At 67.9% G+C, this 26,098-nt stretch carries 23 protein-coding genes; 11 read left to right on the top strand and 12 right to left on the bottom strand.

Annotation, left to right across the window (positions count from 1 at the left end; translation table 11 throughout):
* Positions 1 to 29 precede the first annotated feature (29 nt).
* The 3 genes from CLV01_RS00660 to CLV01_RS00670 all read right to left on the bottom strand — a co-directional run bounded on the left by CLV01_RS00660 (position 30) and on the right by CLV01_RS00670 (position 2,316).
* The gene (locus CLV01_RS00660; RefSeq protein WP_012201996.1) at positions 30 to 617 is read right to left on the bottom strand and encodes a hypothetical protein; all 588 of its coding nucleotides are present in this window, start codon (positions 615 to 617) and stop codon (positions 30 to 32) included.
* The gene (locus tag CLV01_RS00665) at positions 614 to 1,183 is read right to left on the bottom strand and encodes an RNA polymerase sigma factor (RefSeq protein ID WP_099732597.1); all 570 of its coding nucleotides are present in this window, start codon (positions 1,181 to 1,183) and stop codon (positions 614 to 616) included. Before CLV01_RS00665 ends, CLV01_RS00660 begins: the two co-directional genes overlap by 4 nt.
* Positions 1,184 to 1,281: 98 nt before the next feature.
* On the bottom strand, positions 1,282 to 2,316 hold the full coding sequence (locus CLV01_RS00670) for an AraC family transcriptional regulator (protein ID WP_099732596.1): 1,035 nt from the start codon (positions 2,314 to 2,316) through the stop codon (positions 1,282 to 1,284).
* A 65-nt stretch (positions 2,317 to 2,381) separates the two neighbouring features.
* On the opposite strand from CLV01_RS00670, the gene CLV01_RS00675 reads away from it, so the two are divergent.
* Together CLV01_RS00675 and CLV01_RS00680 are read left to right on the top strand one after the other, a co-directional pair.
* Positions 2,382 to 3,656, top strand: a complete 1,275-nt coding sequence (locus tag CLV01_RS00675; protein ID WP_043795639.1) for an MFS transporter — start codon at positions 2,382 to 2,384, stop codon at positions 3,654 to 3,656.
* 157 nt (positions 3,657 to 3,813) lie between these two features.
* Positions 3,814 to 5,103, top strand: coding sequence for a M20/M25/M40 family metallo-hydrolase (locus tag CLV01_RS00680; RefSeq protein ID WP_099732595.1), 1,290 nt, complete (start codon positions 3,814 to 3,816; stop codon positions 5,101 to 5,103).
* 305 nt (positions 5,104 to 5,408) lie between these two features.
* Here the strand turns inward: CLV01_RS00680 and CLV01_RS00685 are convergent, their stop codons facing one another.
* Both CLV01_RS00685 and CLV01_RS00690 read right to left on the bottom strand, forming a co-directional pair.
* Positions 5,409 to 6,410 carry a Bug family tripartite tricarboxylate transporter substrate binding protein gene (locus tag CLV01_RS00685; protein WP_013799975.1) on the bottom strand — a complete coding sequence of 334 codons (1,002 nt, stop codon included), beginning with the start codon at positions 6,408 to 6,410 and terminating at the stop codon, positions 5,409 to 5,411.
* A gap of 71 nt (positions 6,411 to 6,481) precedes the next feature.
* Positions 6,482 to 7,690: a CaiB/BaiF CoA transferase family protein gene (locus CLV01_RS00690; RefSeq protein WP_013799976.1), complete on the bottom strand. Its 1,209-nt coding sequence runs from the start codon at positions 7,688 to 7,690 to the stop codon at positions 6,482 to 6,484.
* A 129-nt stretch (positions 7,691 to 7,819) separates the two neighbouring features.
* Between CLV01_RS00690 and CLV01_RS00695 the strand changes: the two genes are divergently transcribed.
* Positions 7,820 to 8,725 carry a LysR family transcriptional regulator gene (locus CLV01_RS00695; RefSeq protein WP_047217545.1) on the top strand — a complete coding sequence of 302 codons (906 nt, stop codon included), beginning with the start codon at positions 7,820 to 7,822 and terminating at the stop codon, positions 8,723 to 8,725.
* On the opposite strand, the gene CLV01_RS00700 is transcribed toward CLV01_RS00695, so the two are convergent.
* Entirely contained in the window at positions 8,715 to 10,139 is a 1,425-nt protein-coding gene (locus tag CLV01_RS00700; RefSeq protein ID WP_099732594.1) for an FAD-binding oxidoreductase, read from the bottom strand. The two genes, CLV01_RS00695 and CLV01_RS00700, sit on opposite strands and share 11 nt — an antisense overlap.
* An 82-nt stretch (positions 10,140 to 10,221) precedes the next feature.
* Complete coding sequence (locus CLV01_RS00705; protein WP_016447305.1) at positions 10,222 to 10,590, bottom strand: EF-hand domain-containing protein; 369 nt, start codon at positions 10,588 to 10,590, stop codon at positions 10,222 to 10,224.
* Between the two features lie 181 nt (positions 10,591 to 10,771).
* Here CLV01_RS00705 and CLV01_RS00710 point away from each other — a divergent pair, with 181 nt between their 5' ends.
* The 4 genes from CLV01_RS00710 to CLV01_RS28605 all read left to right on the top strand — a co-directional run bounded on the left by CLV01_RS00710 (position 10,772) and on the right by CLV01_RS28605 (position 14,062).
* Positions 10,772 to 11,344 carry a cob(I)yrinic acid a,c-diamide adenosyltransferase gene (locus tag CLV01_RS00710; RefSeq protein ID WP_099732593.1) on the top strand — a complete coding sequence of 191 codons (573 nt, stop codon included), beginning with the start codon at positions 10,772 to 10,774 and terminating at the stop codon, positions 11,342 to 11,344.
* A 42-nt stretch (positions 11,345 to 11,386) separates the two neighbouring features.
* Positions 11,387 to 12,292, top strand: coding sequence for a LysR substrate-binding domain-containing protein (locus tag CLV01_RS00715; RefSeq protein WP_012202007.1), 906 nt, complete (start codon positions 11,387 to 11,389; stop codon positions 12,290 to 12,292).
* 167 nt (positions 12,293 to 12,459) lie between these two features.
* Positions 12,460 to 13,392 (top strand): hypothetical protein, encoded by a 933-nt coding sequence (locus tag CLV01_RS00720; RefSeq protein WP_143044509.1) that lies wholly within the window; start codon positions 12,460 to 12,462, stop codon positions 13,390 to 13,392.
* A gap of 46 nt (positions 13,393 to 13,438) precedes the next feature.
* Entirely contained in the window at positions 13,439 to 14,062 is a 624-nt protein-coding gene (locus CLV01_RS28605) for a hypothetical protein (RefSeq protein WP_143044510.1), read from the top strand.
* A 19-nt stretch (positions 14,063 to 14,081) separates the two neighbouring features.
* Here CLV01_RS28605 and CLV01_RS00725 read toward each other — a convergent pair whose 3' ends face one another.
* Entirely contained in the window at positions 14,082 to 15,317 is a 1,236-nt protein-coding gene (locus CLV01_RS00725) for a D-amino acid dehydrogenase (protein WP_099732592.1), read from the bottom strand.
* Between the two features lie 222 nt (positions 15,318 to 15,539).
* Here CLV01_RS00725 and CLV01_RS00730 point away from each other — a divergent pair, with 222 nt between their 5' ends.
* Both CLV01_RS00730 and CLV01_RS00735 read left to right on the top strand, forming a co-directional pair.
* Positions 15,540 to 16,421: an amino acid ABC transporter substrate-binding protein gene (locus CLV01_RS00730; RefSeq protein WP_099732591.1), complete on the top strand. Its 882-nt coding sequence runs from the start codon at positions 15,540 to 15,542 to the stop codon at positions 16,419 to 16,421.
* A gap of 14 nt (positions 16,422 to 16,435) precedes the next feature.
* Entirely contained in the window at positions 16,436 to 17,203 is a 768-nt protein-coding gene (locus CLV01_RS00735; protein ID WP_099732590.1) for an aspartate/glutamate racemase family protein, read from the top strand.
* Positions 17,204 to 17,374: 171 nt separating this feature from the next.
* Here CLV01_RS00735 and boxA read toward each other — a convergent pair whose 3' ends face one another.
* From boxA to CLV01_RS00755, 4 genes are all read right to left on the bottom strand, one after another.
* On the bottom strand, positions 17,375 to 18,694 hold the full coding sequence (boxA, locus tag CLV01_RS00740) for a benzoyl-CoA 2,3-epoxidase subunit BoxA (protein WP_099732589.1): 1,320 nt from the start codon (positions 18,692 to 18,694) through the stop codon (positions 17,375 to 17,377).
* Positions 18,695 to 18,720: 26 nt separating this feature from the next.
* The gene (gene boxB, locus CLV01_RS00745; protein WP_099732588.1) at positions 18,721 to 20,148 is read right to left on the bottom strand and encodes a benzoyl-CoA 2,3-epoxidase subunit BoxB; all 1,428 of its coding nucleotides are present in this window, start codon (positions 20,146 to 20,148) and stop codon (positions 18,721 to 18,723) included.
* A gap of 38 nt (positions 20,149 to 20,186) precedes the next feature.
* Positions 20,187 to 21,848 (bottom strand): 2,3-epoxybenzoyl-CoA dihydrolase, encoded by a 1,662-nt coding sequence (boxC, locus tag CLV01_RS00750; protein ID WP_099732587.1) that lies wholly within the window; start codon positions 21,846 to 21,848, stop codon positions 20,187 to 20,189.
* A gap of 194 nt (positions 21,849 to 22,042) precedes the next feature.
* Positions 22,043 to 22,957 carry a helix-turn-helix transcriptional regulator gene (locus CLV01_RS00755; RefSeq protein WP_013799986.1) on the bottom strand — a complete coding sequence of 305 codons (915 nt, stop codon included), beginning with the start codon at positions 22,955 to 22,957 and terminating at the stop codon, positions 22,043 to 22,045.
* A gap of 174 nt (positions 22,958 to 23,131) precedes the next feature.
* Between CLV01_RS00755 and CLV01_RS00760 the strand changes: the two genes are divergently transcribed.
* Positions 23,132 to 24,724, top strand: a complete 1,593-nt coding sequence (locus CLV01_RS00760) for a benzoate-CoA ligase family protein (RefSeq protein ID WP_046238978.1) — start codon at positions 23,132 to 23,134, stop codon at positions 24,722 to 24,724.
* 164 nt (positions 24,725 to 24,888) lie between these two features.
* The gene (locus CLV01_RS00765) at positions 24,889 to 26,052 is read left to right on the top strand and encodes an ABC transporter substrate-binding protein (protein ID WP_099732586.1); all 1,164 of its coding nucleotides are present in this window, start codon (positions 24,889 to 24,891) and stop codon (positions 26,050 to 26,052) included.
* Positions 26,053 to 26,098 lie beyond the last annotated feature (46 nt).

Raw genomic sequence — 26,098 nt, forward strand, 5'->3', positions numbered from 1 at the left:
GGTTGTCAGGGGGCGTCTCATGGGGCATCTCAAGGGGCAGGGGTGCCCAGGGCCTTGCTGGCCACGGCCAGGGCCTGTTTCTTCTGGGCCACCAGCACCAGCGGCCGGCCTTCGCGCGAGCGAACGACCTGCCAGTGCATGTTGGCCCACCAGCCCTGGCCATCGGCCAGGCGCTGGGGCTGGTCGAAGGCCAGCACGGTGACGATGCCGCCCTTCTCGAAGAAGGTGGTCAGGTGGTAGGCGCGCGTGCCGTCGATGTCGCAGGGCCGCATCAGCTGGGTGTAGCCGGGCAGCTTCTCGCCGGCCGGCAGGTCCATGCGGCGCGCGACCTCGGCCTCGGGCATGAAGCTGCCGCGCAGCGTGCGCTCGTAGTACTCATGCTCGATGGCGGCGCGCACCAGCTCGGGCGGGCGCATGGCGAACACGGCCGTGGCGGCCGAGCTGCCCACCAGCAGCGCGGCGATCAGCCGGCGCACGCCGCTGCGCGCATGCCAGGGCGTGTGGCGCAGCAGATGGGCGGGCGGCTCGCCGTGCGGTCCGGGGTCGAAGGCCAGGGCCAGTTCGGCGCGTGCGCGCAGGTCGAAGGCCGATTCGTCGGTCGTGTCCGGGGCAGTCATTTCAAGCCTTGGTATCGGGTGGGGCGCAGCGGGGTGGGGCGCAGCGGAATCACGCTGGCAGTCTCTGGAGCAGGCGCCGGGGCCGCCTGCTCCAGCGCCGCCTTCAGCGCATCGCGGGCGCGTGACAGGCGCGACAGCACCGTGCCCGGCGCAATGTCCAGGGCCTCGGCCATCTGTGCCGTGGGCATGTCGTCGAAGTAATAGAGCACCAGCACTTCGCGGTGGATGGGCGCGATGCGCGCCAGCGCCTTGACCACGTCGAGCCGGTCGTCCAGCGCCGAAGGCGAGGGGGCGGGATGCTGGTCCAGCGCCTCGTCATCGCTGACCAGATGGGCCGATGGCGCAAGGTGCCGGAAGGCATGGCGGCGCATGATCTGGAACAGCCAGGCCCGCGCCATTGCGGCCTCGCGCAGCTGGTGGCGAAAGCGCCAGGCGCTGGTGAAGCAGTCCTGCACCACGTCCTCGGCCAGCGCGCGCGAGCCGGTCAGCGCCCAGGCGCTGCGCAGCAGGAATCGGTAGTGCTCGCGCACCCACTGGTTGTAGCGCGACTCGGCGGTGGAGATCATGCGGCATAAGAGCACGCAGGGCGCCGCCGCATTCCATGGCCGGCCTATCGGCAAACCCTATATCGGATCAGCTATCGCGAAGAGGCGATGGCTCCCCGTCATTCCCTGGTCGGCCGCGATACAGCGCCTGTTCCGGCCCTGTGGGCAGCGGAGCCGGCCTGCTGCCCGAAGAACCGTGCCGGAGGCATGCCCACCGTGCGGTGCACCATGGCGCTGAAGGCGCTGGGGCTGTAGCCCAGCTCGGCGGCGATCTGCTGTATGGGCAGGCCGCGCGCGGCCAGGCTCAGGCCATGGGCCAGCACGACTTGCTGGCGCCAGGTGGTGAAGCTGCAGCCCAGCTGCTGCTGGAACAGCCGGGCCACGGTGCGCGGGCTGGCGCCGGTGTCTGCCGCCCAGTCGGCCAGGCTCTCGTGCTGGGTGGGGTCGGCCACCACGGCCTCGCAGAGCATGCGCAGCCGCTTGTCCTGGGGCATGTTCACGCCAAGGTGGACTTCGCTGGCGCGGCGAAGCTCTTCCAGCAACAGGGCGCCCAGATGGTGCTCGCGCTGCAGGGTGGCGGCGTCGGGTGCGGGCTGGTCATCGCTTTGCTTGGGCAGGGCCGTGATCAGCTCGCGCATCAGCGGCGAAACCTCCAGCACGCGGCAGCGTGCCCAGTCCTGCGGGTTGCAGGCCACGCCGCAGGGCGGGAGGTCCGGCAGTACGGGGCCCTGGGCCGGATCGTCCTGTAGCACGTAGATGGAGACGAGGTCGGCTTCCTCGACCATGGCCACGGCGTGGACCAGGCCGGGCGGAATCCACACGGCCTTGGACGGCGGTGCGATCAGCGTGCCCTGGGGGGCCGACAGGTGCAGCACGCCGTCCAGCGAGATGGCGATCTGTGCCCAGCTGTGGCTGTGCGGTATGACGCGCGTGCGTGCCGACAGGCGGTGCTGCTTGGCGCGCACGGGGCGCTGGGGCGTGGGCACGAACAGGTGCGGATGCAGGGCCTCCACCGGCTCCATTGGCCGGGCCCTGCGCACCGACCGCAGTGCGGCTGCGGGGCAGGCGCTGGGCAGGGGGTCGGCACAAGTGTCGGCAAGGGTGTGGGCAGGGGTGTGGGCAGGGGTGCCGGGCGTGGAGACAGGCTTTGGCATGTTTGCGACAGAAGTTGGCAGACTATCGCATACAAGACGAAACGCTGCTGCCTAAGATGCGGCCCATGACTGCCTCTTCCTCTTCCATGCCGGACGCCGTGGCTCCGGACCCGCTGCGCAGCGATGTGCGCACCATCGGCCTGATCGGCCTGGCGCATGGTTCCTCGCATTTCTTCCACCTGCTGCTGCCGCCGCTGTTCCCGTGGCTGATCGCCGAGTTCGGCTACAGCTATGCCGAACTCAGCGTGATGGTGTCGCTGTTCTTCGTGGTCTCCGGCGTGGGACAGGCCATGGCCGGCTTTGCCGTGGACCGCTTCGGCGCGCGCCCCATTCTGTTTGCGGCGCTGGGCAGCTTCACCGTGGCGGGCGTGGTCGCCAGCCTGGCACAGGGCTATGGAATGCTGCTGCTGGCGGCCTTCTTCGCGGGCCTGGGCAATGCGCCCTTCCACCCGGTGGACTTCACCATCCTCAACAAGCGCGTGTCGGCCAAGCGCATCGGCCATGCGTTCTCGGTGCACGGCCTGTCGGGCAATATCGGCTGGGCGCTGGCGCCGCTGTTCATGGCGGGCATCACCACGGCCACGGGCTCGTGGCGCCTGGCCTGCCTGTGCGGCGCGGCCCTGGCCGCCGTCATCCTCACCATCATGGTGCTCAATCGCGAGGCGCTGGACGACCGTGCGGCCGATGCCCAGGCCCCCGCGGCGCGCGCCGCTGCAGCCGCCGTGCCGCAGGAGCATCCCATGGCCTTCCTGAAGCTGCCCTCGGTCTGGCTGTGCTTCTCGTTCTTCTTCTGGAGCACCTGCGCGCTCAGCGCCATCCAGAGCTTTGCCAGCCCCGCCATGCAGTCCATGTACGGACTGCCGCTGAGCGTGACGGCGCTGATCGTCACGGGCTACATGCTCTGCGGCGCGGCAGGCATGCTGGCCGGCGGCTTCCTCGTGGGCCGCGTGCAGCGGCTGGAGAAGGTGATCTCCATTTGCATGCTGGGCTCGGGCGTTGCGCTGTTCCTGGTCGGCACGGGCTGGCTGCCGGCCATGGCGGCCGTGGCCGTGGCCTCCATCGCGGGCCTGGGAACGGGCCTGGCCGGTCCTTCGCGCGACATGCTGATCAAGCGCGCCGCCCCGCCCGGCGCCACGGGCCGCGTCTACGGCACGGTGTACTCGGGCCTGGACCTGGGCTTTTGCCTGGCCGCGCCGGTGTTCGGCTACATGCTGGACCACGGCATGAGCCACGGCGTGTTCTACGGATCGGCCATTGCCCTGGTGCTGAGCGTGGTGTCGGCCGTGGTCGTGGGCGATGGCGTGAGCAAGAAGGGCGGCATGGCGCTGAGCGCGGGCTGACCCCGGATCTCGCTCCCCACAAGGCCCCGCAGGCCAAGGCTTGCGGGGCCTTTGCTTTGGGCGGGGAGATGGGCAAAACAGGCACGGCAATTGCGTGCGCCCTGCGCGGCGCCTGCTATCGTGCAGGCACAACTTTTTCAACACAGGAGACCTGTCCATGCGTTCCGCCTTCGCACCGCTTTCCCTCATGTTCCGCAGCGCCCCGCTGGCGCTGGCCCTTGCCATGGCCGGCCTGTCCGGCAGTGCCCTGGCTGCGCCCAAGGCCGATATCCAGGCGCTGGCGCAAAAGCACCAGCAGCCCTTGCTGGACACGCTGCGCGACCTGGTGCACATCGAGTCGGGCAGCAAGGACATGGAGGGCGTGGAGCAGATCGCCAACTACGTGGCCGGCAAGCTGCGCGAGCAGGGCGGCAAGGTCGAGATCCTGCAGCCCACCGACGTCTACCGGCTGGGTGACACGCCCGAGAAGATCGGTCCCATGGTGCATGCCGAGTTCAAGGGCAAGGGCACCAGCCGCATCATGCTGATCGCCCACATGGACACGGTCTACCTGCGCGGCATGCTCAAGGACCAGCCGTTTCGCATCGACGGCGAGCGCGCCTACGGCCTGGGGATTGCCGACGACAAGCAGGGCGTGGCCCTGATCCTGCACACCGTGGCCATGCTGCGCCAGCTGGGCTTCGACAACTACGGCACGCTGACCGTGCTGATGAACAGCGACGAGGAAATCAGCTCGCCCGGCGCGCGCAGCACCATCACGCGCATGGGCGCCGAGCAGGATGCGGTCTTCTCGTTCGAAGGCGGCGGCACCGACGGCGGCGTGCGCCTGGCCACCAGCGGCATCGGCGCGGCCTACCTCAAGGTCGAGGGCAAGGCCTCGCACGCGGGCGCCAAGCCCGAGGACGGCGTGAACGCGCTGTACGAGCTGTCGCACCAGCTGCTGCAGATGAAGGACCTGTCCAAGCCCGAGACCGGCCTCAAGCTCAACTGGACCGTGGCCAAGGCCGGCACCAACCGCAACGTCATTCCCGCCGAGGCCACGGCCCAGGCCGACGCCCGCGCGCTGCGCGTGGCCGACTTCACGGCGCTGGAGCAGGCCATGCAGGCCAAGGTGGGCCACAAGCTGCTGGACGCCAGCAAGGTGCAGCTCAAGTTCGAAGTGCGCCGCCCGCCGCTGGAGGCCAACGAGGCCTCGCGCAGCCTGGCCAAACAGGCGCAGACCATCTACAGCGATGAGCTGGGCCTGAAGATGAGCGTGATGGAAAAGGCCACGGGCGGCGGCACCGACGCGGCGTTTGCGGCGCTCAAGTCCAAGGGTGCGGTCATCGAGGGCTTTGGCCTGAGCGGCTACGGTGCGCACTCCAATGATGCGGAGTATGTGCAGCTGAACACCATCGTGCCGCGCCTGTACCTGGCCACGCGCATGATCATGGATCTCTCCAAGTAAGGGTCGGCTATCAGGCTGCACTCCTGCGTTAAGCCAAAGCCAGACGGTGGCTTGAGTCGCTTTTTCTGACCCTGCCGGGTGGTTGTTTTTCGAGGCCGGGTTTCGGCCCGGCAGCCGACAGCCCTTTCTTGATTCGCCAGGAAAGGGCAGGTCAAAGAAGGCGACCCGGATGTCCGCGACCCCTGCGCTTCGCTGCGGGCGCGGCCATACGGGAGTGAACAGCAGGCGCCGAGCATTTGCGGACGCAAAAAAGGGCATGCCTTGCGGCATGCCCTGAAGGCGCATCGTGGGGCGCTCTGTGTTCTTTACTGCGAAGAGATGTTCTTGTCCTTGGCGATCTTGCTCCAGCGCGTGAAGTCGGCATTCAGGCGCGCCTTCATGGCCGCGCCGTCCTGGTAGGTGGCGATGGCGCCTGCGGCCAGCATCTTCTTTTGCAGCTCGGGCTCGGCCAGGATGAGCTTGAGCTCCTGGTTCAGGCGCTGGACCACGGCGGGCGGCGTGTTCAGCGGGGCGATCAGGCCGCCCCAGGTGTCGGCGTCGAAGCCGGGGAAGCCCTGCTCGGCCACCGACTTCACATTGGGCAGCAGCTGCTTGGCCTTTTGCGAGCTGACGGCAATGGCGCGCAGCTTGCCGGCCTGGATGTGGGGCAGGGCGGCGACCACGTCGGCGAACATCACGGCGATCTGGCCGCCGATCAGGTCGGTCACGGCCGGCGCGCTGCCGCGGTAGGGCACGTGCTGCATGTCGAAGCCGCCCAGGTCCTTGAGCTGCTCCATGGACAGGTGGCCGAAGCTGCCCGTGCCCGAGCTGGTGTAGTTCAGCGCCGGCTTGGCCTTCTTGGCGTGCTCGATCAGCTGCTGCAGGTTGGTCACGTCCGGCAGCTCGCGCGGGTTGATGACGATGGCCATGGGCAGGTCATAGACCGTGGCCACGGGCAGGAAGTCCTTGCGCACGTCGTACAGGTTGTTGTTGAACAGCATGGGCGCCAGCAGCGCGGGCATGCCGAACATGGACAGCGAGTAGCCGTCGGGCTGCGACTTGATGAAGGCCGCCGTGCCCACCGAGCCCGAGGCGCCGGGGCGGTTGTCGATGACGATGGTCTGGCCCAGGCGCTCGGTCAGGCGCTGCGCGACGATGCGCGCGGCCGTGTCGGTGGGGCCGCCGGGCGGGAAGGCCACGGTCAGCTTGATCAGCTTGTCGGGCCACTGGCTCTGGGCCCGGGCGGCGGGGGCCAGCGTGGCGATGGCGGTGGCGCAGGCGGCGGAAAGGATCTGGCGGCGCGAGGCCTGGAAGGGGGTGGAAGTCATATGTCTCCTCAAGCGGGAAGGGGTGGAAATGAGAGCCGTGGAGCGGTCTGGGTGGGAACGTCTGCGCGCTCTCAGATGATGTTTTTGGCGCGCAGTGCGGCGCGGGCCTGTTCGTCCAGGCCCAGGCGCTGCTGCAGCACCTCGTCGGTGTGTTCGCCCTGGTGCGGCGGCGGGCGGCGCACGGGCAGGCGCTGGCCGTCCAGCGCATAGGGCGGGGCCAGCACGGACTGGCTGCCGGCCTCGCTGTCCTCGAAGCGGTGCAGCAGGCCGGCGTCGGCCGTGCGCTGCGAGTTCAGGGCCTCGAACAGGCCCAGCACCTCGCCGCAGGGAATCTGCGCGGCCGTCAGGCATTCGAGCAGTTGTGCGCGCGTGAAGCGCAGCAGCTCGGCCTGCACCAGCGGCATCAGCAGATCGCGGTTTGCCGAGCGTGCGGTATTGGTGGCAAAGCGTTCGTCGGCGGCCCACTCGGGCTTGGCGATGACGTCGGTGCAAAAGCGCTGGAACTGGCCGTTGTTGCCCACGGTGATGACCAGCGGGCCGTCGGCCGCCTCGAACACGCCGTAGGGCACGATGGACGGATGGGCGTTGCCGAACTTGGGCGGGTCGCCTGCCTTGAGCAAGGCCTCCATGCCGTAGTAGCTGGTGATCATCAGGCCGCAGTCGTACAGTGCCATCTGCACATGGCGACCGCGCCCGCTGCGCTCGCGCTCGTAGAGCGCGGCCAGGATGGCCTGGGCCGAGTACATGCCCGTGAACATGTCCACGGCGGCCACGCCGAACTTCAGCGGACCCTGGCCCTGCTCGCCGTTCATGGCCATGATGCCGGACTCGCCCTGCACCACCAGGTCGTAGCCGGGCCGCGTGGCCTCGGGGCCGCTGCGCGAGTAGCCCGAGATGGAGCAGTACACCAGGCGCGGGTTCAGCTGCGACAGCTGCTCGTAGCCCAGCCCCAGCTTCTCGGCGCCGCCGACCTTGAAGTTCTGGATGACCACATCGCTGTCGGCCGCCAGCTCGCGTGCGATGCGCAGGCCCTCTTCGGCCTGCAGGTCCAGCGTGACCGAGCGCTTGTTGCGGTTGGCGCTGTTGAAGTAGGAGGTGTTGCGCTGGCCCACGCGCACGCCCCAGTCGCGCGTGTCGTCGCCGCGGCCCGGGTGCTCGACCTTGACGACATCGGCGCCCAGGTCGGCCAGCGCCATGGCGCACATGGGGCCGGCCAGCACGCGCGAAAGATCCAGGACGCGCACGCCGTCCAGCGGCAGGGAAGAGGGGAGAGCACTCATGCGAAACCTTGTCGAACCACGAAAACCGCAACGGGCCGGTGATGCCCGGGCAGGCCCGCATTCTTCATTCGTTTATGGACTTTGACAATCGTGCTAAAAAATGGACATTGTGTGTACTGAGGTTTGACAATGGATCTGGGCGGACTGTCCCTGCTGGTGGACATCATCGAAGCCGGCAACCTGAGCCGCGCCGCCGTGCGCCTGGGCATGAGCCGCGCCAACGTCAGCCACCGGCTCAACCAGTTCGAGCGCCAGATCGGCCAGCAGCTGCTGCGCCGCACCACGCGCCAGGTCGAGCCCACCGAGCTGGGCCTGCGCCTGTACGCGCATGGCCGCGCGATACGCCAGGAAGCCATGGCGGCGGACGAGTCGGTGGACAGCCTGGGCCAGAGCCTGCAGGGCACCGTGCGGCTGAGCGTGCCCAGCGGCTACGGCCAGCTGCAGATGTCGGGCTGGCTGACGGAGTTCATGCGCATGCATCCGGGCATCACGCTGGAGGTGATCTTCGACAACGACATCGAGGACCTGATGCAGGGCGCCGTGGACTTCGCCGTGCGCGTGATGACCGAGCCGCCCGAAAGCCTGGTGGCCTGCAAGCTCGGCGATGTGCTCTACGAGGCCTGCGCCACGCCGCAGTTTCTGGCTGCGCATGGCCATCCCGACTCGCTGCTGGCGCTCAAGCGCGTGCCGCTGATCACCTCGGCGCTCACGGGCCAGAAGCTGCGCACGGCGGGCATGAACGGCGCCCGGCCCACCGAGCTGCGCATACGCCCGCGCCTGATGTCGCCCAACTTCCACTTCCTGCGCGATGCCGTGCTGCAGGGCCTGGGCGTGGCCGTGGTGCCGCGCTACATGGTGGCGGCCGAACTGGCCAGCGGCGCGCTTGAGCGCCTGCCGCTGCCGCCGGGGAGCCTGGACTTTCTGGCCACGCGCCAGTACCTGCTGTACATGCCGTCCCACTACCAGACGCGGGCCATCACCACGCTGATCGACTTCCTGCGCGAGAAAGCTGCGGCGGAGGGACTCAGAGGCTGAAGATTTTCCCGGGGTTCAGGATGTTCTTCGGGTCCAGCGCCTGCTTGATGGAGCGCATCATCTGCACCGCGCCGTCGCCGGCTTCCTCGCGCAGGAAATCCATCTTGTGGATGCCCACGCCATGCTCGCCCGTGCAGGTGCCGCCCAGCGCAATGGAGCGCGACACCAGCTGGTGGTTGAGCTGCTCGGCGCGCGAGCGCTCGTCCTCGTTGTCCGGGTCGATCAGGTAGCCGAAGTGGAAGTTGCCGTCGCCCACGTGGCCGACGAGGAAGTAGGGAATGCCGCTGTCATCGGCCTCGCGCACCGAGTCCAGCAGCGCATCGGCCAGGCGGCTGATGGGCACGCAGGCGTCGGTGGTGATGCAGCGGCAGCCGGGGCGGCTGGAGACAGCCGCGAAATAGGCGTTGTGGCGGGCCGTGAACAATCGCGTGCGGTCCTCGGGACGCTCGGCCCATTCGAAGGCGTTGCCGCCGAACTCGCCTGCGATGTCCTGCACCATCTCGGCCTGCTCCTTCACGCCCGTGGGCGAGCCGTGGAACTCCATCAGCAGCATGGGTTCCTCGCGCAGCGTGAGCTTGCTGTAGGCGTTGACCATGCGCACCGAGTTCACGTCCACCAGCTCCACGCGCGCGATCGGCACGCCCATCTGGATGGTCTGGATCACCGTGCGCACGGCGGCCTCGATGCTGGGGAAGGAGCAGATGGCCGCGCTCACGGCCTCGGGCAGCGGGTACAGGCGCACCGTGATCTCGGTGACCACGCCCAGCGTGCCTTCGCTGCCCACGATCAGACGCGTGAGGTCGTAGCCCGCGCTGCTCTTTTTGGCGCGCGTGCCGGTGCGCATCAGCTCGCCGCTGGCCGTGACCAGTTCCAGCGCCAGCACGTTCTCGCGCATGGTGCCGTAGCGCACGGCATTGGTGCCGCTGGCGCGCGTGGCGGTCATGCCGCCGATGGAGGCATCGGCGCCGGGATCGATGGGGAAGAAGAAGCCCGTGTCCTTGATGGCATCGTTGAGCTGCTTGCGCGTGATGCCGGGCTGCACGGTGACCGTCAGGTCCTCGGTGTTGACCGAGAGAATGCGGTTCATGCGGCTCAGGTCCAGGCTGATGCCGCCCTCGACGGCCAGCAGATGGCCTTCGAGCGAGGAGCCCGCGCCGTAGGGGATGACCGGCACGGCATACTGGTCGGCCAGCTTCAGCGCGTCCTGCACGTCCTGCGTGCTTTCGGCAAAGACCACGGCCGCAGGCGGGGGCGCCTGGATGGCGCCCTCGTCGCGGCCGTGCTGTTCGCGCACCGCCAAAGCCGTGGAGCACTGGGCGCCGAAACGCTGGGCCAGGGCTTGGAGGAAGGCTTCGGGGATGGGGCGCTGAGCGAAGTCAGGCTGCAGGCGGACGGGGGCGACAGGGGCGTTCATCGGTGTTCTCCAGGGGGAACTGGAAAGAATACCACCGGCCCTGCCGCCCAACCGTGTGGGTCAGCCGCCAGGCATCCGGGTGTCAGCGCGGCTGGACAGCCTTGCTGAATTCATCGCGCGACAGCGATCCGTTCTTGTCGGCATCGATCTGGGCGAAATTGCTGCTCACGGCGGGCAGGGCCTCGGCCTCCTTCTTGCTCAGCTTGCCGTCCCGGTTGGTGTCGGCGCGGTCGAATGCGGCTTGCACCTCGTTGGCGCCGGCCGACGAAGGGGCCGGCGCTGCTTGTACGCCGGTGGCAGGACCGCTACCGGCTCCAAAGGAGGCCTGCGAAGGAGGCGCAGCGGGAGTAGATGTCTGCGCCATGGCAGCAACGCTGCCCAGCGAAATGGCCGCGAACAACATCACGCTGCGGATTTCAAAACCAGAGACTTTGCGCAGTTGAGAGGTCATGTGTCGAACTCCTTGTCGAACGTGGAACATGACTGCATTCCACCTGTTGCAGCGCAGCAGGGCCAGCACTTTTGCCGGCTGTTGCCTGCTACAACATTTGCGTGCTGCCTGTAACGCACAATTGGGTGTTGGGCCGTTACGGGTCCGGCTTTCCACCCCCGCACCGCCAAGGAGAACGCCCATGGGCAACCGTTTGACACAGATCGCCACGCGCACCGGAGACGACGGCAGCACGGGCCTGGGCGACAACACGCGCGTCTCCAAGAACAGCGGCCGCCCGCACGCCATGGGCGATGTGGACGAGCTCAATTCCCACATCGGCCTGCTGCTGTGCGAGGCCCTGCCCGACGACGTGCGCGAACTGCTGGTCGATGTGCAGCACCAGCTGTTCAACCTCGGTGGCGAGCTGTCCATTCCCGGCTATGAACTGCTCAAGGACGACGCCCTGCTGCAGCTTGATGAAGCGCTGGCCCACTACAACGCGCAACTGCCCCGGCTGCAGGAATTCATTCTGCCGGCCGGCTGCCGCGCCGCGGCCCAGGCCCATGTCTGCCGCACGGTGGCGCGCCGCGCCGAGCGCATGGTGGTGGCGTTGGAGCAGGGCGAGGCCATGCGGCCCGCGCCGCGCCAGTACCTGAACCGCCTGTCCGACCTGCTGTTCGTGCTGGCGCGCGTGCTCAACCGCATGGATGGCGGCGACGACGTCTACTGGAAGAGTGAGCGGATGGCCCGCGCGCAGTCCGCCGAAGAGTGAACCCGCGCTGAACCTGCGCTAATCCCGCGTTTAGGACGGCCCATGCGCCTGCGCCACATCGAGGTCTTCAATGCCGTCATGCAGACCGGCAGCGTCAGCGCTGCCGCACGGCTGATCAACATCACCCAGCCGGCCGTCAGCCGCACCCTGCAGCACGCGGAGCTGCAGCTGGGCTTTGCGCTGTTCCAGCGCGCACGCGGGCGGCTCACGCCCACCAATGAGGCGCTGGCGCTGTTCCCCCACATCGAGAAGCTGTTCGAGCAGCTCGACGAGGTCCAGCGCCTGGCCGACAACCTGCGCCATGGCCAGGCGGCGGACCGGCTGACGGTGCTCACTGTCTTCGCGCTCAGCCGCGAGGTGCTGCCGCGCGCCGTGGCCGGATTTCGGCGCCGCCACCCCCAGGTGCAGGTCCATGTGCAGGCGCTGCACACCCCCCAGGTGGTCTCGGCCCTGCTGCTGCAGGAGGCCGACGTGGGCTTCGTCATCAGCTCCGTGGGCCAGCCCGCGCTGGAGCATGAACTGCTGGCCGAGGTGGACATGTTCTGCGTGCTGCCCAAGGGCCTGCTGCCGCCCTCGCGCGTGCGCGAAGAGGGCATGGAGCTCAAGGACCTGGCCGAGCTGCCCGTGGTCGCTCTCGATGCGCGCGACCCGCTGGGCATGCGCCTGGGCCAGGCCTGCCGCGAGCACGGCGTGGGCCTGTCGCCCGTGGTCACCGTGCAGACCTACCACGCGGCCCTGTCCATGGCCGAGTACGGCCTGGGCGCCGCCATCATGGACGGCTGCACCGCCCTGGCCGCCGACCGCCGCAAGGTCCATGTCGTCCCCCTGCTGCCGCGCATCACGGTGGGTGTGAATGCCCTGAGCCTGCCCCAGCGGCCAGGGTCGGTGCTGGCACGGGCAATGACCGAGGAAATGCGCAAGGCCTTGCGCGAGTTGCTGGCTGGTTGAGGCCGTTCATACAAGCATGCCTGCTGGACTGCGGCTGATGCGCCGTGGTCATTGGCACGATCGATTGTCAAATTCAACTGAATTCTCATGATCGATTGATTTGCTAATGAGAATTATTCACAATCATTACCCGGGATCTGACAACTGCATCGTCATGAAGGAGGGTCATGAGAAATTCAGGAGCTTTGCGTCCGCGCTGGCAGGTCGTTGCCTGGGCATGTGCTGCTCTTGCCTTTGCCGGTGGGCTGGCGCTCATCTTTTTTGCCGAACCAGCGTCTGAGGTCAGGCATGCACAGGTGAGCGCAACCAAGCCACCTGCGCAAGCTTCCGAGCCTGCTGCGCCAGCACCTGAAACTCCCGCTCCACCGGCGATCGCTTCTGTACCGGCGCCCGTGCCGGTGGCGCCCCCCACGGCACCTAGAGCCAAGGCGTTTCCTGCCGTTGTCGTGGATGCATCGGCGGAGATTCTGTACAACCGGCTTGCCAGCAGCGAGGTCACGCTGGACCAGGCCGGCGAAGTCGCCAAACTCCACAAGGCATTGGAGCCTTGCTGGATGGCGTCCCTCTATGAGCGCATGGCGCTGCTGGTTCCGCCGGATTCCGACCCCAAGGGGCACGCAATGGCGCAACGGCTGGCTCGGGAGCAGAGGGCCAGTGCGCGCCCTGGCTGCGGACAACTCCCGATGGACGCATACACAAGGGCCGATGAGTGGACTGCCCGGCTCGCGGTGCAGGGAGATCCTCAGAGCATGATGGACTATGGCGGAGCCTACTGGACCCGGGGTCTGGAGCATGCGAGAACGGATCCAGAGCGCCTCGCCGAGTATCGGCGCACCACCCTGATATACCTCAACGCCTTGATCGACCAAGGCTATGTCGATGCGCTGATCTCGATGGCCTCCATCAGAAGTAACCCCACATGGGGGGAGCCGCAGCCTGCCGAGGTGTGGGCATATGTCTATGCCGACGCCAAGGCCAAAGGCAATGTGTCATCGCAAGCAAACCTGCTTCAGAGCATCGACCAACGAGTGCCGCCTGAGGGCCGTCAACGCGCGAGGGATATGGCCCAGGAGTTGCTGAGGAGATGCTGTGGTGGCTAGCCAAATAACTTCGTTGTCACCGCGCCTGCCCCAAACGTGGCGCTCTGTGATCATCATCGCGCTTGCCGCGTTACTCATCGCAGCGAGTTGGCGTGGCGTCTCCGACACCCAGGAAGATCCGCGCGGGTGGAACAACACCGAGATTGCTCGATTCATCCTGGAGACGGTCAACTCGTCCTTGTCGATTGGACAGTGGAAGCCCGGAGATACAGTGACCATCTGTCAAGCAGGATCCAGTAGATGCATTTTGGTGGCCTACATCAATCCGATGTCTCACGATGCCTGGGCCAAAGCAAAAAATGTCGATTCACGCAATCAACCTCCCGATGTCTCGCTATGGGAGCGCTTAATCAAGTGGATTCTGGGTCGAGGAGGTATGCCTCCAACAGGTTCCTTGGAGACCCTCATCGCTGATTGGGGCGAAGTGCCACCCGGGACGGTCACGGTCGAACCACTCCGGCCTGATGACACGCTGACAAAGTGCACTGGTTGCCATGGTTCGGATTGGCAGCAAATAGCCCAGCGGCCGACATGGGAGCCGTTGCGACGTGTGGAGGCCAGCGGTTGGCTTGCCTTGATTGGCGCCGCAGCCATGTCGGTGGATGCTCGACTTGGCTGGTCCAAGGACGACTGGCAACTCGTACGGAGATTGAGCGGCGACATGACATAGGTGGCTGCGGGACCGGGTCCTACAGATCGCCCGCCTCCATCTGCCCCACCAGCCTCTGCGCCGAACCGAACGCCAGCGTCAGCCCCAGCGCGCCGTGCCCCGTCTGCAGCCACAGGTTGCGCGGACCGCCGCGCTGGCGGCCGGTGAGGGGCAGGCCGGTGGGTGTGGCGGGGCGCATGCCGGTCCAGGGGTGGAGGTCGCCGTCCAGCGGCAGGTCGGCGAAGACCTCCTGCGTGGAGCGGCGCAGGCTGGCGATGCGGCGCGGGTCGGTGCGCGTGTCCCGGCCCACGATCTCCACCATGCCGGCCACGCGCAGGCGTTCGCCGATGCGTGCGAAGACGACCTTGCGTGCGGTGTCGGTGACGCTGACCCGGGGCGCGGCGTGCGGCAGTTGCGCGGCGGCATCGGCGGTGATGCTGTAGCCCTTGAGCGGGTAGACGGGAATGCGCAGGCCCAGCTGGCGCGCGTGGACCGCGCTTTCCCAGCCGCTGGCCAGCACGTAGTGGTCGGCGCGCAGCGGCAGTGGGCCTGCGGCGGTGCGCAGGCCGGTGATGGCGTCGCCCTCGCGCTCGAAGCCCTGCAGCTCCACGCCGTAGCGCAGTTCGGCGCCGCGTGCGGTGAGCCGGGCGGCCAGTTGCTCGCACAGCAGGCGGCAGTCGGCTGCGGCCTCGCTGGGCGTGTGTACGGCGCCTGCAATGCGCTGGGCGTAGCGGGCGAGCGCGGGTTCGATGCGCGCCACTTCGGCGGCGTTGACGATGCGCTGCGGCGCGCCGCCCAGGCCCGCCTGCAGTGCCACCTGCTGCGCGGCGGCATCCAGCGCCTGCTGGGTGGGGTAGAGCACCAGCTTGCCCGGCGTGTGCAGGTCGCAGGCCAGTGCTTCGTCGGCCTGGAGCGACTCGAAGGCCTGACGGCTTTCGGCGGCCAGGGCCAGCAGGGCGCGCGTGCCTTCGGCCGAGGCATGGGCATTGCAGGCGCCCAGAAAGCGCAGTCCCCAGGCCCATTGCGCGGGGTCGGCGCGCAGGCGGAAGGCCAGCGGCGAATCCTTTTGCAGCAGCAGGCGGGGCAGCATCTTCCAGATGCCGGGATCGGCCAGCGGCTGCACGTAGGAATAGCTCAGCTGCGCGCCATTGCCGCCGCTGGCGCCCTGGGCAGGGCCCGGTGCGCGGTCCAGCACGGTGATGCGGTGGCCGGCCTGCTGCAGCGCCCAGGCCGTTGCCAGGCCGACGATGCCGGCGCCCACGATGCAGACATGCATTGATCGTTTCTCCATGCAGCCGCACTGTAGGCCGCGCGCGGCAGGCCGGGCCATGGCATTTGGCACACGGGCCATGCACGCAGGTTATGGCCGGGGGCTGCTGCTGCGGGCAGGCGGCCAGCCCATAACCGGCGGGCATGGACCGGCCCGATATTGTCATTCCGCAAAGGCCGCCGCCCTTCCTACACTGGCCGCACATCCACCAAAGACGAGGAGACAAGCATGCAACTTCACACCACCGCGCTGTGCGCGGCCCTGGCCCTGGGAGGCCTGGCTGCGGCCCATGCCGACACGCTGGCCAAGGTGCGCGACAGCGGCCGCATCACGCTGGCCTACCGCGAGTCCTCCGTGCCCTTCAGCTACCTGGACAACGGCAAGCCCATCGGCATGACGGTGGAGATGTCCCAGGCCGTGGCCGAGGCCGTGAAGAAGGCGGTGAACCGGCCCGATCTGAAGGTGCAGTGGCAGGCCGTGACCTCGCAGAACCGCATGCCGCTGCTGGCCAACGGCACCATCGACCTGGAATGCGGCTCGACCACCAACAACACGGTGCGCGGCAAGGAGGTGGCCTTTTCCATCAACCATTTCTACACGGGCACGCGGCTGCTGGTGAAGAAGAGCTCGGGCATCAAAAACTACGCCGACCTCAAGGACAAGACCGTGGCCATCACCACGGGAACCACCAACCTGCAGGTGCTGCGCAAGGCCAATGCCGACAAGGCCTGGGGCATGAACATCGTCATGGCCAAGGACCATGCGGACGGCTTCCTGCTGGTGGAGAACGACCGCGCCGCGGCCTTCGGCATGGACGACATCCTGCTCTTCGGCCTGATCCCCACGGCCAAGAACCCCGGGGACTTCGAGGTGGTGGCCGACTCGCTGCAGGTCGAGCCCTATGCCTGCATGCTGCGCAAGGACGACCCCCAGTTCAAGCAGCTGGTCGATGGCGTGATCGGCGACATGATGAAGTCGGGCGCGTTCGCCAGGCTTTATGACAAGTGGTTCATGCAGCCCATTGCCCCGAGGAACGTGGCCCTGGGCCTGCCGATGAGCGAGCAATTGCAGAAAAACCTGCAGGACCTCAGCGACAAACCCGCTTTTTGATTTCGGATCGCAGCATGCAGCAGCAGCTTCAGCCCCCGCGCGCGGTGGGCATTCTCGGGGGCATGGGCCCGGCCGCAGGCGCGGATTTCGTGCGCCTGTTCGTGCAGGCCTGCACGGCGCACCTGCAGCAGCAGGGCCTGCCCGTGCATGACCAGGCCTATCCCGAGCACTGGCTGGTGCAACTGCCCATGCCCGACCGCAGCGCCGCGCTGCGCGCGGACCCGCAGTCGCCCACGGGGCCGGCCCAGCACCTGCTGCAGGGCGTGGGCCGCATGGCGGCGCTGGGCGTGCGCAGCGTGGCCCTGGCCTGCAACACGGCCCATGCCTGGCATGGGCAGCTGCAGGCGCTGTTTCCGCAGCTGCATGTGCTGCACATCGCGCGCCAGGCCGCCCTGCACCTGCAGGCCGGCGGCGCGCAGCAGGCCATCGTGCTGGCCACGCAGGGCACCTATGACAGCGGCCTGTACGACGCGGCGCTGGCCGAGTGCGGCATCACCGCGCTGCAGCCCGATGCACAGGGCCGCGCGCGGCTCATGCAGGGCATCTACGACGGCGTCAAGCAGGGCGACATGGACCTGGCCGCGCGCTGCTTCAGCGAGGTGCTGGCGCCGCTGCTGCAGCGCCATGGCGATGTGCCCGTGATCATGGGCTGCACCGAGATCCCGCTGGCCCTGCCGCAGTCGCCGCTGGTGCGCGGTGCCGAGCTGGTGGACCCTGCCTGGATACTGGCCCAGGCCCTGGCCGGCGATGCCTATGGACAGGTCCGAACTCCAGCGCATTAGTTTTTCAAGGTGTTGCGCGCCATTCAATAACTGCCTAGGAACCTGGCGCGGCTCAACTCAGGGACACCGAGGAAGGGCCTACGCCGGCCGCGCCGCCCTGCACCGAGGGTGTCGCCGGGTGCCCGTATGCCCCCCTTCAGGGGGAAGGCGCGAAGCGACTCAGGGGGTGTTTCAATAAGTCTCGAGGTGCAGCCGGCCTTCGCGCTTGAGGCGCGCGCCGATCTGTTCCCAGTCCAGCCCGGCTTGCTGCGCCACGTCGCGCAGTGCCAGCACCACGCCTTCCTCCATGCTCTTGAGCCCGCAGACGTAGAAGTGCGCGTTGTCGTCGCGCAGCAGGGCTGCCAGGTCGGCCGCACGTTCGCGCAGCAGGTCCTGCACGTAGCGCCGGGGCTGGCCGGCCACGCGCGAGAAGGCCAGGTTGTTGTCGATGAAGTCGCGCGGCAGGCTTTGCAGTGGGCCGAAGTAGGGCAGCTCCTGCGGCGTGCGTGCGCCGAAGAACAGCATGAGCTTGCCGCCCTCGAACCTGCCGCTCTTGCGCAGCCGCCTGCGCCATTCGGTCATGGCGCGCATGGGGGCGCTGCCCGTGCCCGTGCAGATCATCACGATGTGCGAGCGGGGATGGTTGGGCATCAGGAACGACTGGCCGAACGGGCCTATGACCTGGACCCTGTCGCCGATGCGTGCGTCGCACAGGTAGTTGCTGGCCACGCCGCGCACAGGGCGGCCCTGGTGGTCCTGGGTGACGCGTTTCACGGTCAGCGCCAGGTTGTTGTAGCCGGGCCGCTCGCCATTGCGCGCACTGGCCACCGAGTACTGGCGCGCCACATGCGGGCGGCCCTGGGCATCGGTGCCGGGCGCGATGACGGCGATGGACTGGCCTTCGAGCACGGGGAACGGCTGGCTGCCGAAGTCCAGCACGATGTGGTGGGTCTCGCTGTCGAATCCCGCCTCCGTGCAGTTGAGGTTGCCGACCACGGTGGCCGTGACGGGGCTCCTGGGGCCATGCAGGTTGGTGTACGGATGGGCGGCCGACCAGGGCGGCACGGTGGCGCCGTAGCTGGCGCTGCGCAACACCTGGGTATCGGCCTGGTCATCGGGCCGGGCCGCATCCGCACCGCGCGTGGCGGCCGCCGCGATCACGGCCTGGGCCTGGCTCAGGTCCTCGGCGGCAGGTGCGTCCCCTGTGTCCTGTGCCTGAACCAGCGCTTCAGGCGGCAGCTCCTCGGGCAGCTCGTCCCAGAGCAGCTGCTCGGCCACGGGATAGGCGCTTTTCAGGGGCACCTTGCGCCAGTTGTCGATGGCGCCCGTGGGGCAGGGCGAGACGCAGTCCATGCAGCCGTTGCACTGCTCGGCCAGGACCACGTAGTTGCGGTCATCGTGCGTGATGGCGCCCACGGGGCAGGTGGCCTCGCAGGTGTTGCAGCGTATGCAGATCTCCGGGTCGATCAGGTGCTGGGTGAGGATGCCGTGTTCTACCAAGGCGACTGTCATGGGCGACTCCCTGCTGGCGCGGCGCTTCAGTTGAAGCGCACGTATTCGAAATCCACGGGCTGGCGGTTGATGCCCATGACCGGCGGCGCGATCCAGCCCGCGAACTGGCCCGGCTCCACGCAGCGGCCCATGAGCGAGGCGACGAAGGCGCGGTCGGCGTCCGTGGGCAGCCATTCGGCCTCGCGCATGCGCCATTCCTGCTCGCTGACCACGCGGCCGTCGGGGCTCATGCGCACGCCGGCCAGCGCGCCGATCTGGCGGTTGAAGGCCTTGTGCGGCACGGTGAGGCGGAAGTCGATGCCGGCCTTTTCCATGACCTTGTTCCAGCGGCCCACGCCCGCGTTGGAGTCCTTGATGTAGTCGTCGCGCAGTACCTCGTTGAGCGCGTTGAGCATGGGCACTTCCTTTTCCTGCAGCCTGCCGTCCACCACTTCCAGCACCTTGTAGTGCTGGTCGTGCAGGCGGTGGTCGTCCGTGCGCTTGCCTTCCTCGTAGCGGCCCTTGAGGCCGCTGCTGTAGAAGGTGGCGGCATTGCTGGACTGGTCGGCGCCGAACAGGTCGATGGTCACGCTGTAGTGGAAGTTCAGGTAGCGCTGCAGCGTGGGCAGGTCGATCACGCCGGCCGCGCGCAGGCGGCCCACGTCGTCGGTGCGCAGCTCGTTCATGACCTGGCAGGTGCGCTGCAGCACGCGCGAGACGCCGGACTCGCCTACGAACATGTGGTGGGCCTCCTCGGTCAGCATGAATTTGGTGGTGCGCGCCAGCGGGTCGAAGGCGCTTTCGGCCAGCGCGGCCAGCTGGAACTTGCCGTCGCGGTCGGTGAAGTAGGTGAACATGAAGAAGGACAGCCAGTCGGGCGTCTTCTCGTTGAAGGCGCCCAGGATGCGCGGGTTGTTCTCGTCGCCCGACTGGCGCTCCAGCAGGGCCTCGGCCTCCTCGCGGCCGTCGCGGCCGAAGTGCTTGTGCAGCAGGTAGACCATGGCCCACAGGTGGCGGCCTTCCTCCACGTTGACCTGGAACAGGTTGCGCAGGTCGTACATGGACGGCGCGGTCAGGCCCAGGTGGCGCTGCTGCTCCACCGAGGCGGGCTCGGTATCGCCCTGGGTGACGATGATGCGGCGCAGGTTGGCGCGGTGCTCGCCGGGCACGTCCTGCCAGGCCTTCTCGCCCGCGTGGTCGCCGAAGTGCACCTTGCGGTCGGCCTCGGCCGGGTTCAGGAAGATGCCCCAGCGGTAGTCACGCATCTTCACGTGGCCGAACTGGGCCCAGCCCTGCGGGTCCACGCTGATGGCGGTGCGCAGGTAGACGTCGTAGTCGGTGGAGCCTTCGGGGCCCACGTCGCCCCACCAGTTCAGGAAGTTGGGCTGCCAGCTCTCCAGCGCGCGCTGCAGGGTGCGGTCTTCGCCGAGGTTGACGTTGTTGGGGATCTTCTCGCTGTAGTTGATGGCGCTCATGGTGGGGTCTCCGTGGATGTTTCGGGGCGTGCCTGCGGTCAGACGCGGTTGAAGTCGAAGCCGGCCTTCTGGCCCGTGCCGTAGAGCTTGAGAGCGCCCTTGTCGCCCACGGCATTGGGGCGGTTGAAGATCCAGTTCTGCCAGGCCGACAGGCGCCCGAAGATGCGCGTGACCATGTTCTCGCGGCTGGCAAAGCGCAGGTTGGCCTCCAGGCCCGTGAGCGCATCGGGCGACATGGCGGCGCGCTCTTCCATGGCGATGCGGATCTCGTCGTCCCAGTCGATGTCGTCGGGCGCGGCCGTGACCAGGCCCAGGGCCAGGGCCTGGTCGCCGTCCAGCGCGCGGCCCGTGGCGGCGCGCGCGGCCTCCAGCGGTGCGGCCTCCTCGTAGAAGCGGCGCTGCAGGCGCGACTGGTCGTTGACCAGGGGCAGCAGGCCGAAATTGAATTCGTCCAGCTGGATGCGCGGGGCGCGCTCGGTGTCATCGGGCAGCACCAGCATGTAGGCGCGGTCGGCCGCGAAGGCCAGCTCGGCCAGCATGCCCACGAAGCAGGAGCCGGGCTCGATCAGCGCGAACAGCGTGCGCGAGGACACATCGAGCCGCGCAAAGCTGCGGCGCAGCAGGCCCAGCGTCTCGCGCGCCAGCCAGTGGTCCTGGTGGGCCAGCAGGGCTGCGTCTGCGGCCAGCACGGCGGCGGCATCGCCTTCGGTCTTGAGCAGCCAGGTGCCCACGTCCAGCTCGTTGGTGCGCAGGTGCAGGATGGCGTCGTCCAGCTCGCGGCCCATGGCCAGCGGCCACCAGGCGTCGCCGGCCTGCTCGATGGCTTCGAGGGTGGCCGGCTGCGAACCCTGCGGAGCCTTCACGGTCAGCGTGGCGCTGCGGCGCGCGCGGTCGATCTGCACGCTGACATGGCGGTAGTGCAGCGCGTCGTCCGTGGCTTCGCGTTCCAGGCGCGTGAGCGTGATGCCCTGCGCATTGGCGGGGCGCGTGCTGCCCTCGGCCAGGCGCTGCGCGCGCTGGGCCACCACGGCCTCGAACTGCGCGGGCTTGGCCACGGCATCGACCAGGCGCCAGTCCACGGCGCGCTGGCCGCGCACGCCTTCCACGCTGGTGCAGAAGATGTCGGCCAGGTCATGGCGCACATGGCGCTTGTCGGTCACGCGCGTGAGGCCGCCCGTGCCGGGCAGCACGCCCAGCAGCGGCACCTCGGGCAGGGAGACGGAGGAGGAGCGGTCGTCGATCAGCACGATGTCGTCGCAGGCCAGGGCCAGCTCGTAGCCGCCGCCTGCGCAGGCGCCGTTGACGGCGGCCAGGAACTTCAGGCCCGAGTGGCGCGAGCTGTCCTCGACGCCGTTGCGCGTCTCGTTCGTGAACTTGCAGAAGTTCACCTTCCAGGCATGGCTGGACACGCCCAGCATGAAGATGTTGGCGCCCGAGCAGAAGATGCGGTCGCGCCCGCTGGTGACGATGACGGTGCGCACCTGCGGATGCTCGAAGCGGATGCGGTTGAGCGCGTCGTGCAGCTCGATGTCCACGCCCAGGTCGTAGCTGTTGAGCTTGAGCTTGTAGCCGGGCCGTATGCCGCCGTCCTCGGCGATGTTCAGCTGCATGCGGGCGATGGCGCCCTCGACGGTGAACGACCAGTGGCGGTACTGGGCGGGCTCGGTGCGGTAATCGACAGTGGGGCTGGACGGGTGCATGGACGGCCTCTTGGATGAAAAATAGTGCAGTCGCAGATACGGTGCAGGCACAATTATGCAGATTTGTCCCAAAAATGCACGCAGCAACACGCACGATAGTGCGTGTTTTGACCATATCAAGGGTAAACACCAGCCAGCACAGGCGAAAAAAATCCAGGCCTGGGGCCTGGATGCCGTGGGTTGCTGCCGCCGTCTCAGCGTGCGGGCAGGAACAGTGCCTTCAACTGATCGAAGCTCTGCTCCAGCGTCTGGCCGCTGGTATCCACCACGTGGTCGGCCTTGGCGTAAAAGCCGGCGCGACCTTCGAGGATGCTGCGCAGATCGTCCATGGCCTCGGGATTGGCGGCCATGGGGCGGGTGTCGCCCTGGGCCACGACGCGGGCCATGTGTTCCTCGGGCTGGGCCTTGAGCCAGACTGTGGTGCAGTGCGACAGCAGCTCGTTGAAGGTGGCCGGGTCGGAGACGATGCCGCCCGGCGTGGCGATGACCACGTCGCTGTAGATCTGCACGGCCTCCTCCAGCGCGCGGCGCTCGTAGCGGCGGTAGGCGTTGGCACCGTACAGGTCGTGGATGGCGCGCACGCTGCAGCCCGCAATGCGCTCGATTTCCTGGTTGAGTTCGAGGAAGGGCACGCCCAGCTGCTCGGCCAGCATGCGGCCCAGCGTGGACTTGCCCGCGCCGCGCAGTCCGATCAGGGCGATGCGCGTGTGGCGCTGGCGGTCGCTGGGCGCCGTGCCCAGCAGCTCGCCCGCAGCCAGGCGCACGCGGCGCAGATCCTCTTCATCGCGGCCTTCCAGCAGCTCGCGGATCAGCAGCCATTCGGCGCTGGTGGTGGTCACGTCGCCCAGCAGCTCGGCCATGGAGCATTGCAGGGCCTGTGCAATATGGTGCAGCACCAGCACCGACACATTGCCCGTGCCGTATTCGAGGTTGGCCAGGTGGCGCTCCGAGACATCGGCCGCCGCCGCCAGGGCGCGCCGCGTCATGCCCCGGCGCGAGCGCAGGCTGCGCACACGCTCGCCCAGCGCCTGCAGCACCTGGTTCCTGGGGGCTTCTGAGAGGGAATCCGCCGCCCCGGCGGACTGGGCTGCCGTCTCGAACTGGTCCATAGAGTTTCCTTGAAGAGGGCGTGAATGATAAACAGTCGGGGTTAACACCAGCCATGCAATATAGTGCTTGACGCTCGGTGGTGTTCTAACTATCTTTCTGATGCACGCACAATATTGCATGTTGTGCGGAAGATCACAAGTCGGGCCGGATGCCCGATGTCGAAGGAGACCCCGATGATCGACTTCACCCAGCCCTTCAATTTCGCCGCGCACCTGTTCGCGCTCAATGAGGGGCGGCCCGGCAAGATCGCCTACATCGACGACCACGGCACGCTGAGCTACGGCCAGCTGCAGCAACAGGCGCAGCGCATGGCCAGCGGCCTGCTGGCGGCGGGCATCCACCGCGAGGAGCGCGTGCTGCTGCTCATGCACGACCGCCATGAATGGGCCGTGGCCTTTCTGGGCGCGCTGTATGCGGGCGTGGTGCCGGTGGCGGTGAACACCTTGCTCACGGCCGACGACTACGCCTACATGCTGGGCCACAGCCGCGCCCAGGCCGTGCTGACCTGCGATGCGCTGCTGCCCCTGCTGCGCCAGGCGCTGGACCGGGCGCCCAACGAGGTGCGCCATGTCTGGGTGGCCGGCGACGAAGCGGCGGCGCGCGCCGCAGGCTTTGCGCCCCTGCAGCCCTGGCTGGCGGCGCAGCCGCCGCTGCCCGCACCGGCGCCCACGCTGGGCGATGACCCGGGCTTCTGGCTGTATTCCTCCGGCTCCACGGGCAAGCCCAAGGGCGCGGTCCACACGCATGCCAATCCGTACTGGACGGCCGAACTCTATGGCGGCCCGGTGCTGGGCCTGGGCGAGGGCGATATCTGCTTTTCCGCCGCCAAGCTCTACTTCGCCTACGGCCTGGGCAATGCCCTGAGCTTTCCGCTGAGCGTGGGCGCCACCGTGCTGCTGATGGCCGAGCGGCCCACGCCCGAGGCCACCTTCGCGCGCTGGGTGCAGCACCGGCCCACGGTGTTCTTCGGCGCGCCCACGGGCTTTGCGGGCATGCTGGCCTCGCCGCTGCTGCCCGCGCGCGAGCAGGTCAGCCTGCGCATGTGCTCCTCGGCCGGCGAGGCGCTGCCGGCCGAGATCGCCCAGCGCTTCAAGGCGCATTTCGGCGCCGACATCGTGGACGGCATCGGCTCCACCGAGATGCTGCACATCTTCCTGTCCAACCGGCCCGGCGACATCCGCTACGGCACCACGGGCAAGCCCGTGGACGGCTACCGCGTGGAGCTGCGCGGCGAGGACGGCCGCCCCGTGGCCGATGGCGAGGTGGGCGACCTGTTCATCCAGGGCCCCAGCGCCGCCCTCATGTACTGGGGCAACCGCGACAAAACGCGCGAGACCTTCCAGGGCGGCTGGCTCAAGAGCGGCGACAAGTACGTGCGCGACGCCGATGGCTACTACACCTATGCCGGGCGCAGCGACGACATGCTCAAGGTCAGCGGCATCTATGTCTCGCCCTTCGAGGTCGAGGCCACGCTGATGCAGCACCCGGCCGTGCTGGAGGCCGCCGTGATCGGCAAGACCGACGCCGACGGCCTGCTCAAGACCAAGTCCTTCGTCGTGCTCAAGGACGGCTGCAGCGCCACCGAGGCCGAACTCAAGGCCTTCGTGAAGCAGCGCCTGGCCGCCTACAAGTACCCGCGCTTCATCGAGTTCGTGGACGAACTTCCGAAGACCGCCACCGGAAAGATCCAGCGTTTCAGGCTCCGAGAGCGCGAGGCCAGTACACCCCCTGAGCCGCTACGCGGCTTCCCCCTCTCTACTCGCTGAGCGAGGGAGGGGGACGACACCCTCGGTGCGGGGCGGCCCTTCCTCGGTGTCCCTCGCTTTGGGACGCGCCAGTTTCAAGGGGCGTGGCAGTGCCATGGAGAACCGAAATGAATTGTGTGAGCAAGACCCGCAAAGCAAGACCCATCCACCACAAGGAGACACGCATGAACACCGATCGCAAACACTGGGCCGTCCTCGCCCTGACGGCCTCCCTGTCCTGCGGCGCATATGCGCAGGACAGGATCAAGGTCGGCTTCATGCTGCCCTACAGCGGCACCTATGCGGCGCTGGGCTCGGCCATAGAAAACGGCTTTCGCATGTTCGTGAACGAGCAGGGCGGCAGGCTGGGCGGGCGCGAGATCGAGTTCTTCAAGGTCGATGACGAGTCCGATCCGGCCAAGGCCACGGACAACGTCAACCGCCTGATCAAGCGCGACAAGGTCGATGTGCTGGTGGGCACCGTGCATTCGGGCGTGGCCATGGCCATGGCGCGCGCGGCCAAGGAAAGCGGCACCGTGCTCATCGTGCCCAATGCGGGCGCCGATGCGGTCACGGGCGCCATGTGCGCGCCCAACATCTTCCGTTCGTCCTTCTCCAACTGGCAGTCCTCCTATCCCATGGGCGTGGTGGCGGCCAGGCAGGAAGGCAGGAAAACCGCCATGACCATCACCTGGAAATACGCGGCTGGCGAGGAGATGACCAATGCCTTCAAGGAAGGCTTCGAGAAGGAGGGCGGCAAGGTCAGCAAGCAGCTCACCGTGCCCTTTCCCAACGTGGAGTTCCAGGCCCTGCTGACCGAGATCGCGGCCGCCAGGCCCGATGCGGTGTTTGCCTTCTTCGCGGGCGCGGGCGCCGTCAAGTTCGTCAAGGACTACCACGCGGCCGGCCTGCACAAGACCATCCCGCTGTACGGCTCGGGCTTTCTGACCGACGGCACGCTGGAGGCCCAGGGCGAGGCCGCCCAGGGCGTGCTGACCACGCTGCACTACGCCGACGAGCTGGGCACGGAGCGCGACCGGCGCTTTCGCTCCGCCTATGCCCAGGCCTACAAGCTGATGCCCGATGTGTATGCCGTGCAGGGCTACGACGCCGCCCAGATGCTGGGCGTGGGCCTGAAGGCGGCGGGCGGCGACATCGCGAAGAATGCCGAGTTCCGCCAGGCCATCGAGAAGGCCACCATCCCCAGCCCGCGCGGCGACTTCACCATCAGCAAGTCGCACAACCCCGTGCAGGACATGTACCTGCGCAAGGTCGTGGGCAAGGAGAACCAGCGCATGGGCGTGGCCATCAAGGCCCTGGGCGATACCGGCCGCGGCTGCCGCATGTGAGGCGCGGGGCGCACTCATACGGACGAATACGCACGCATACGGACAT

This window comes from Delftia sp. 60 (assembly GCF_002754395.1).
Lineage (GTDB): Bacteria > Pseudomonadota > Gammaproteobacteria > Burkholderiales > Burkholderiaceae_C > Comamonas > Comamonas acidovorans.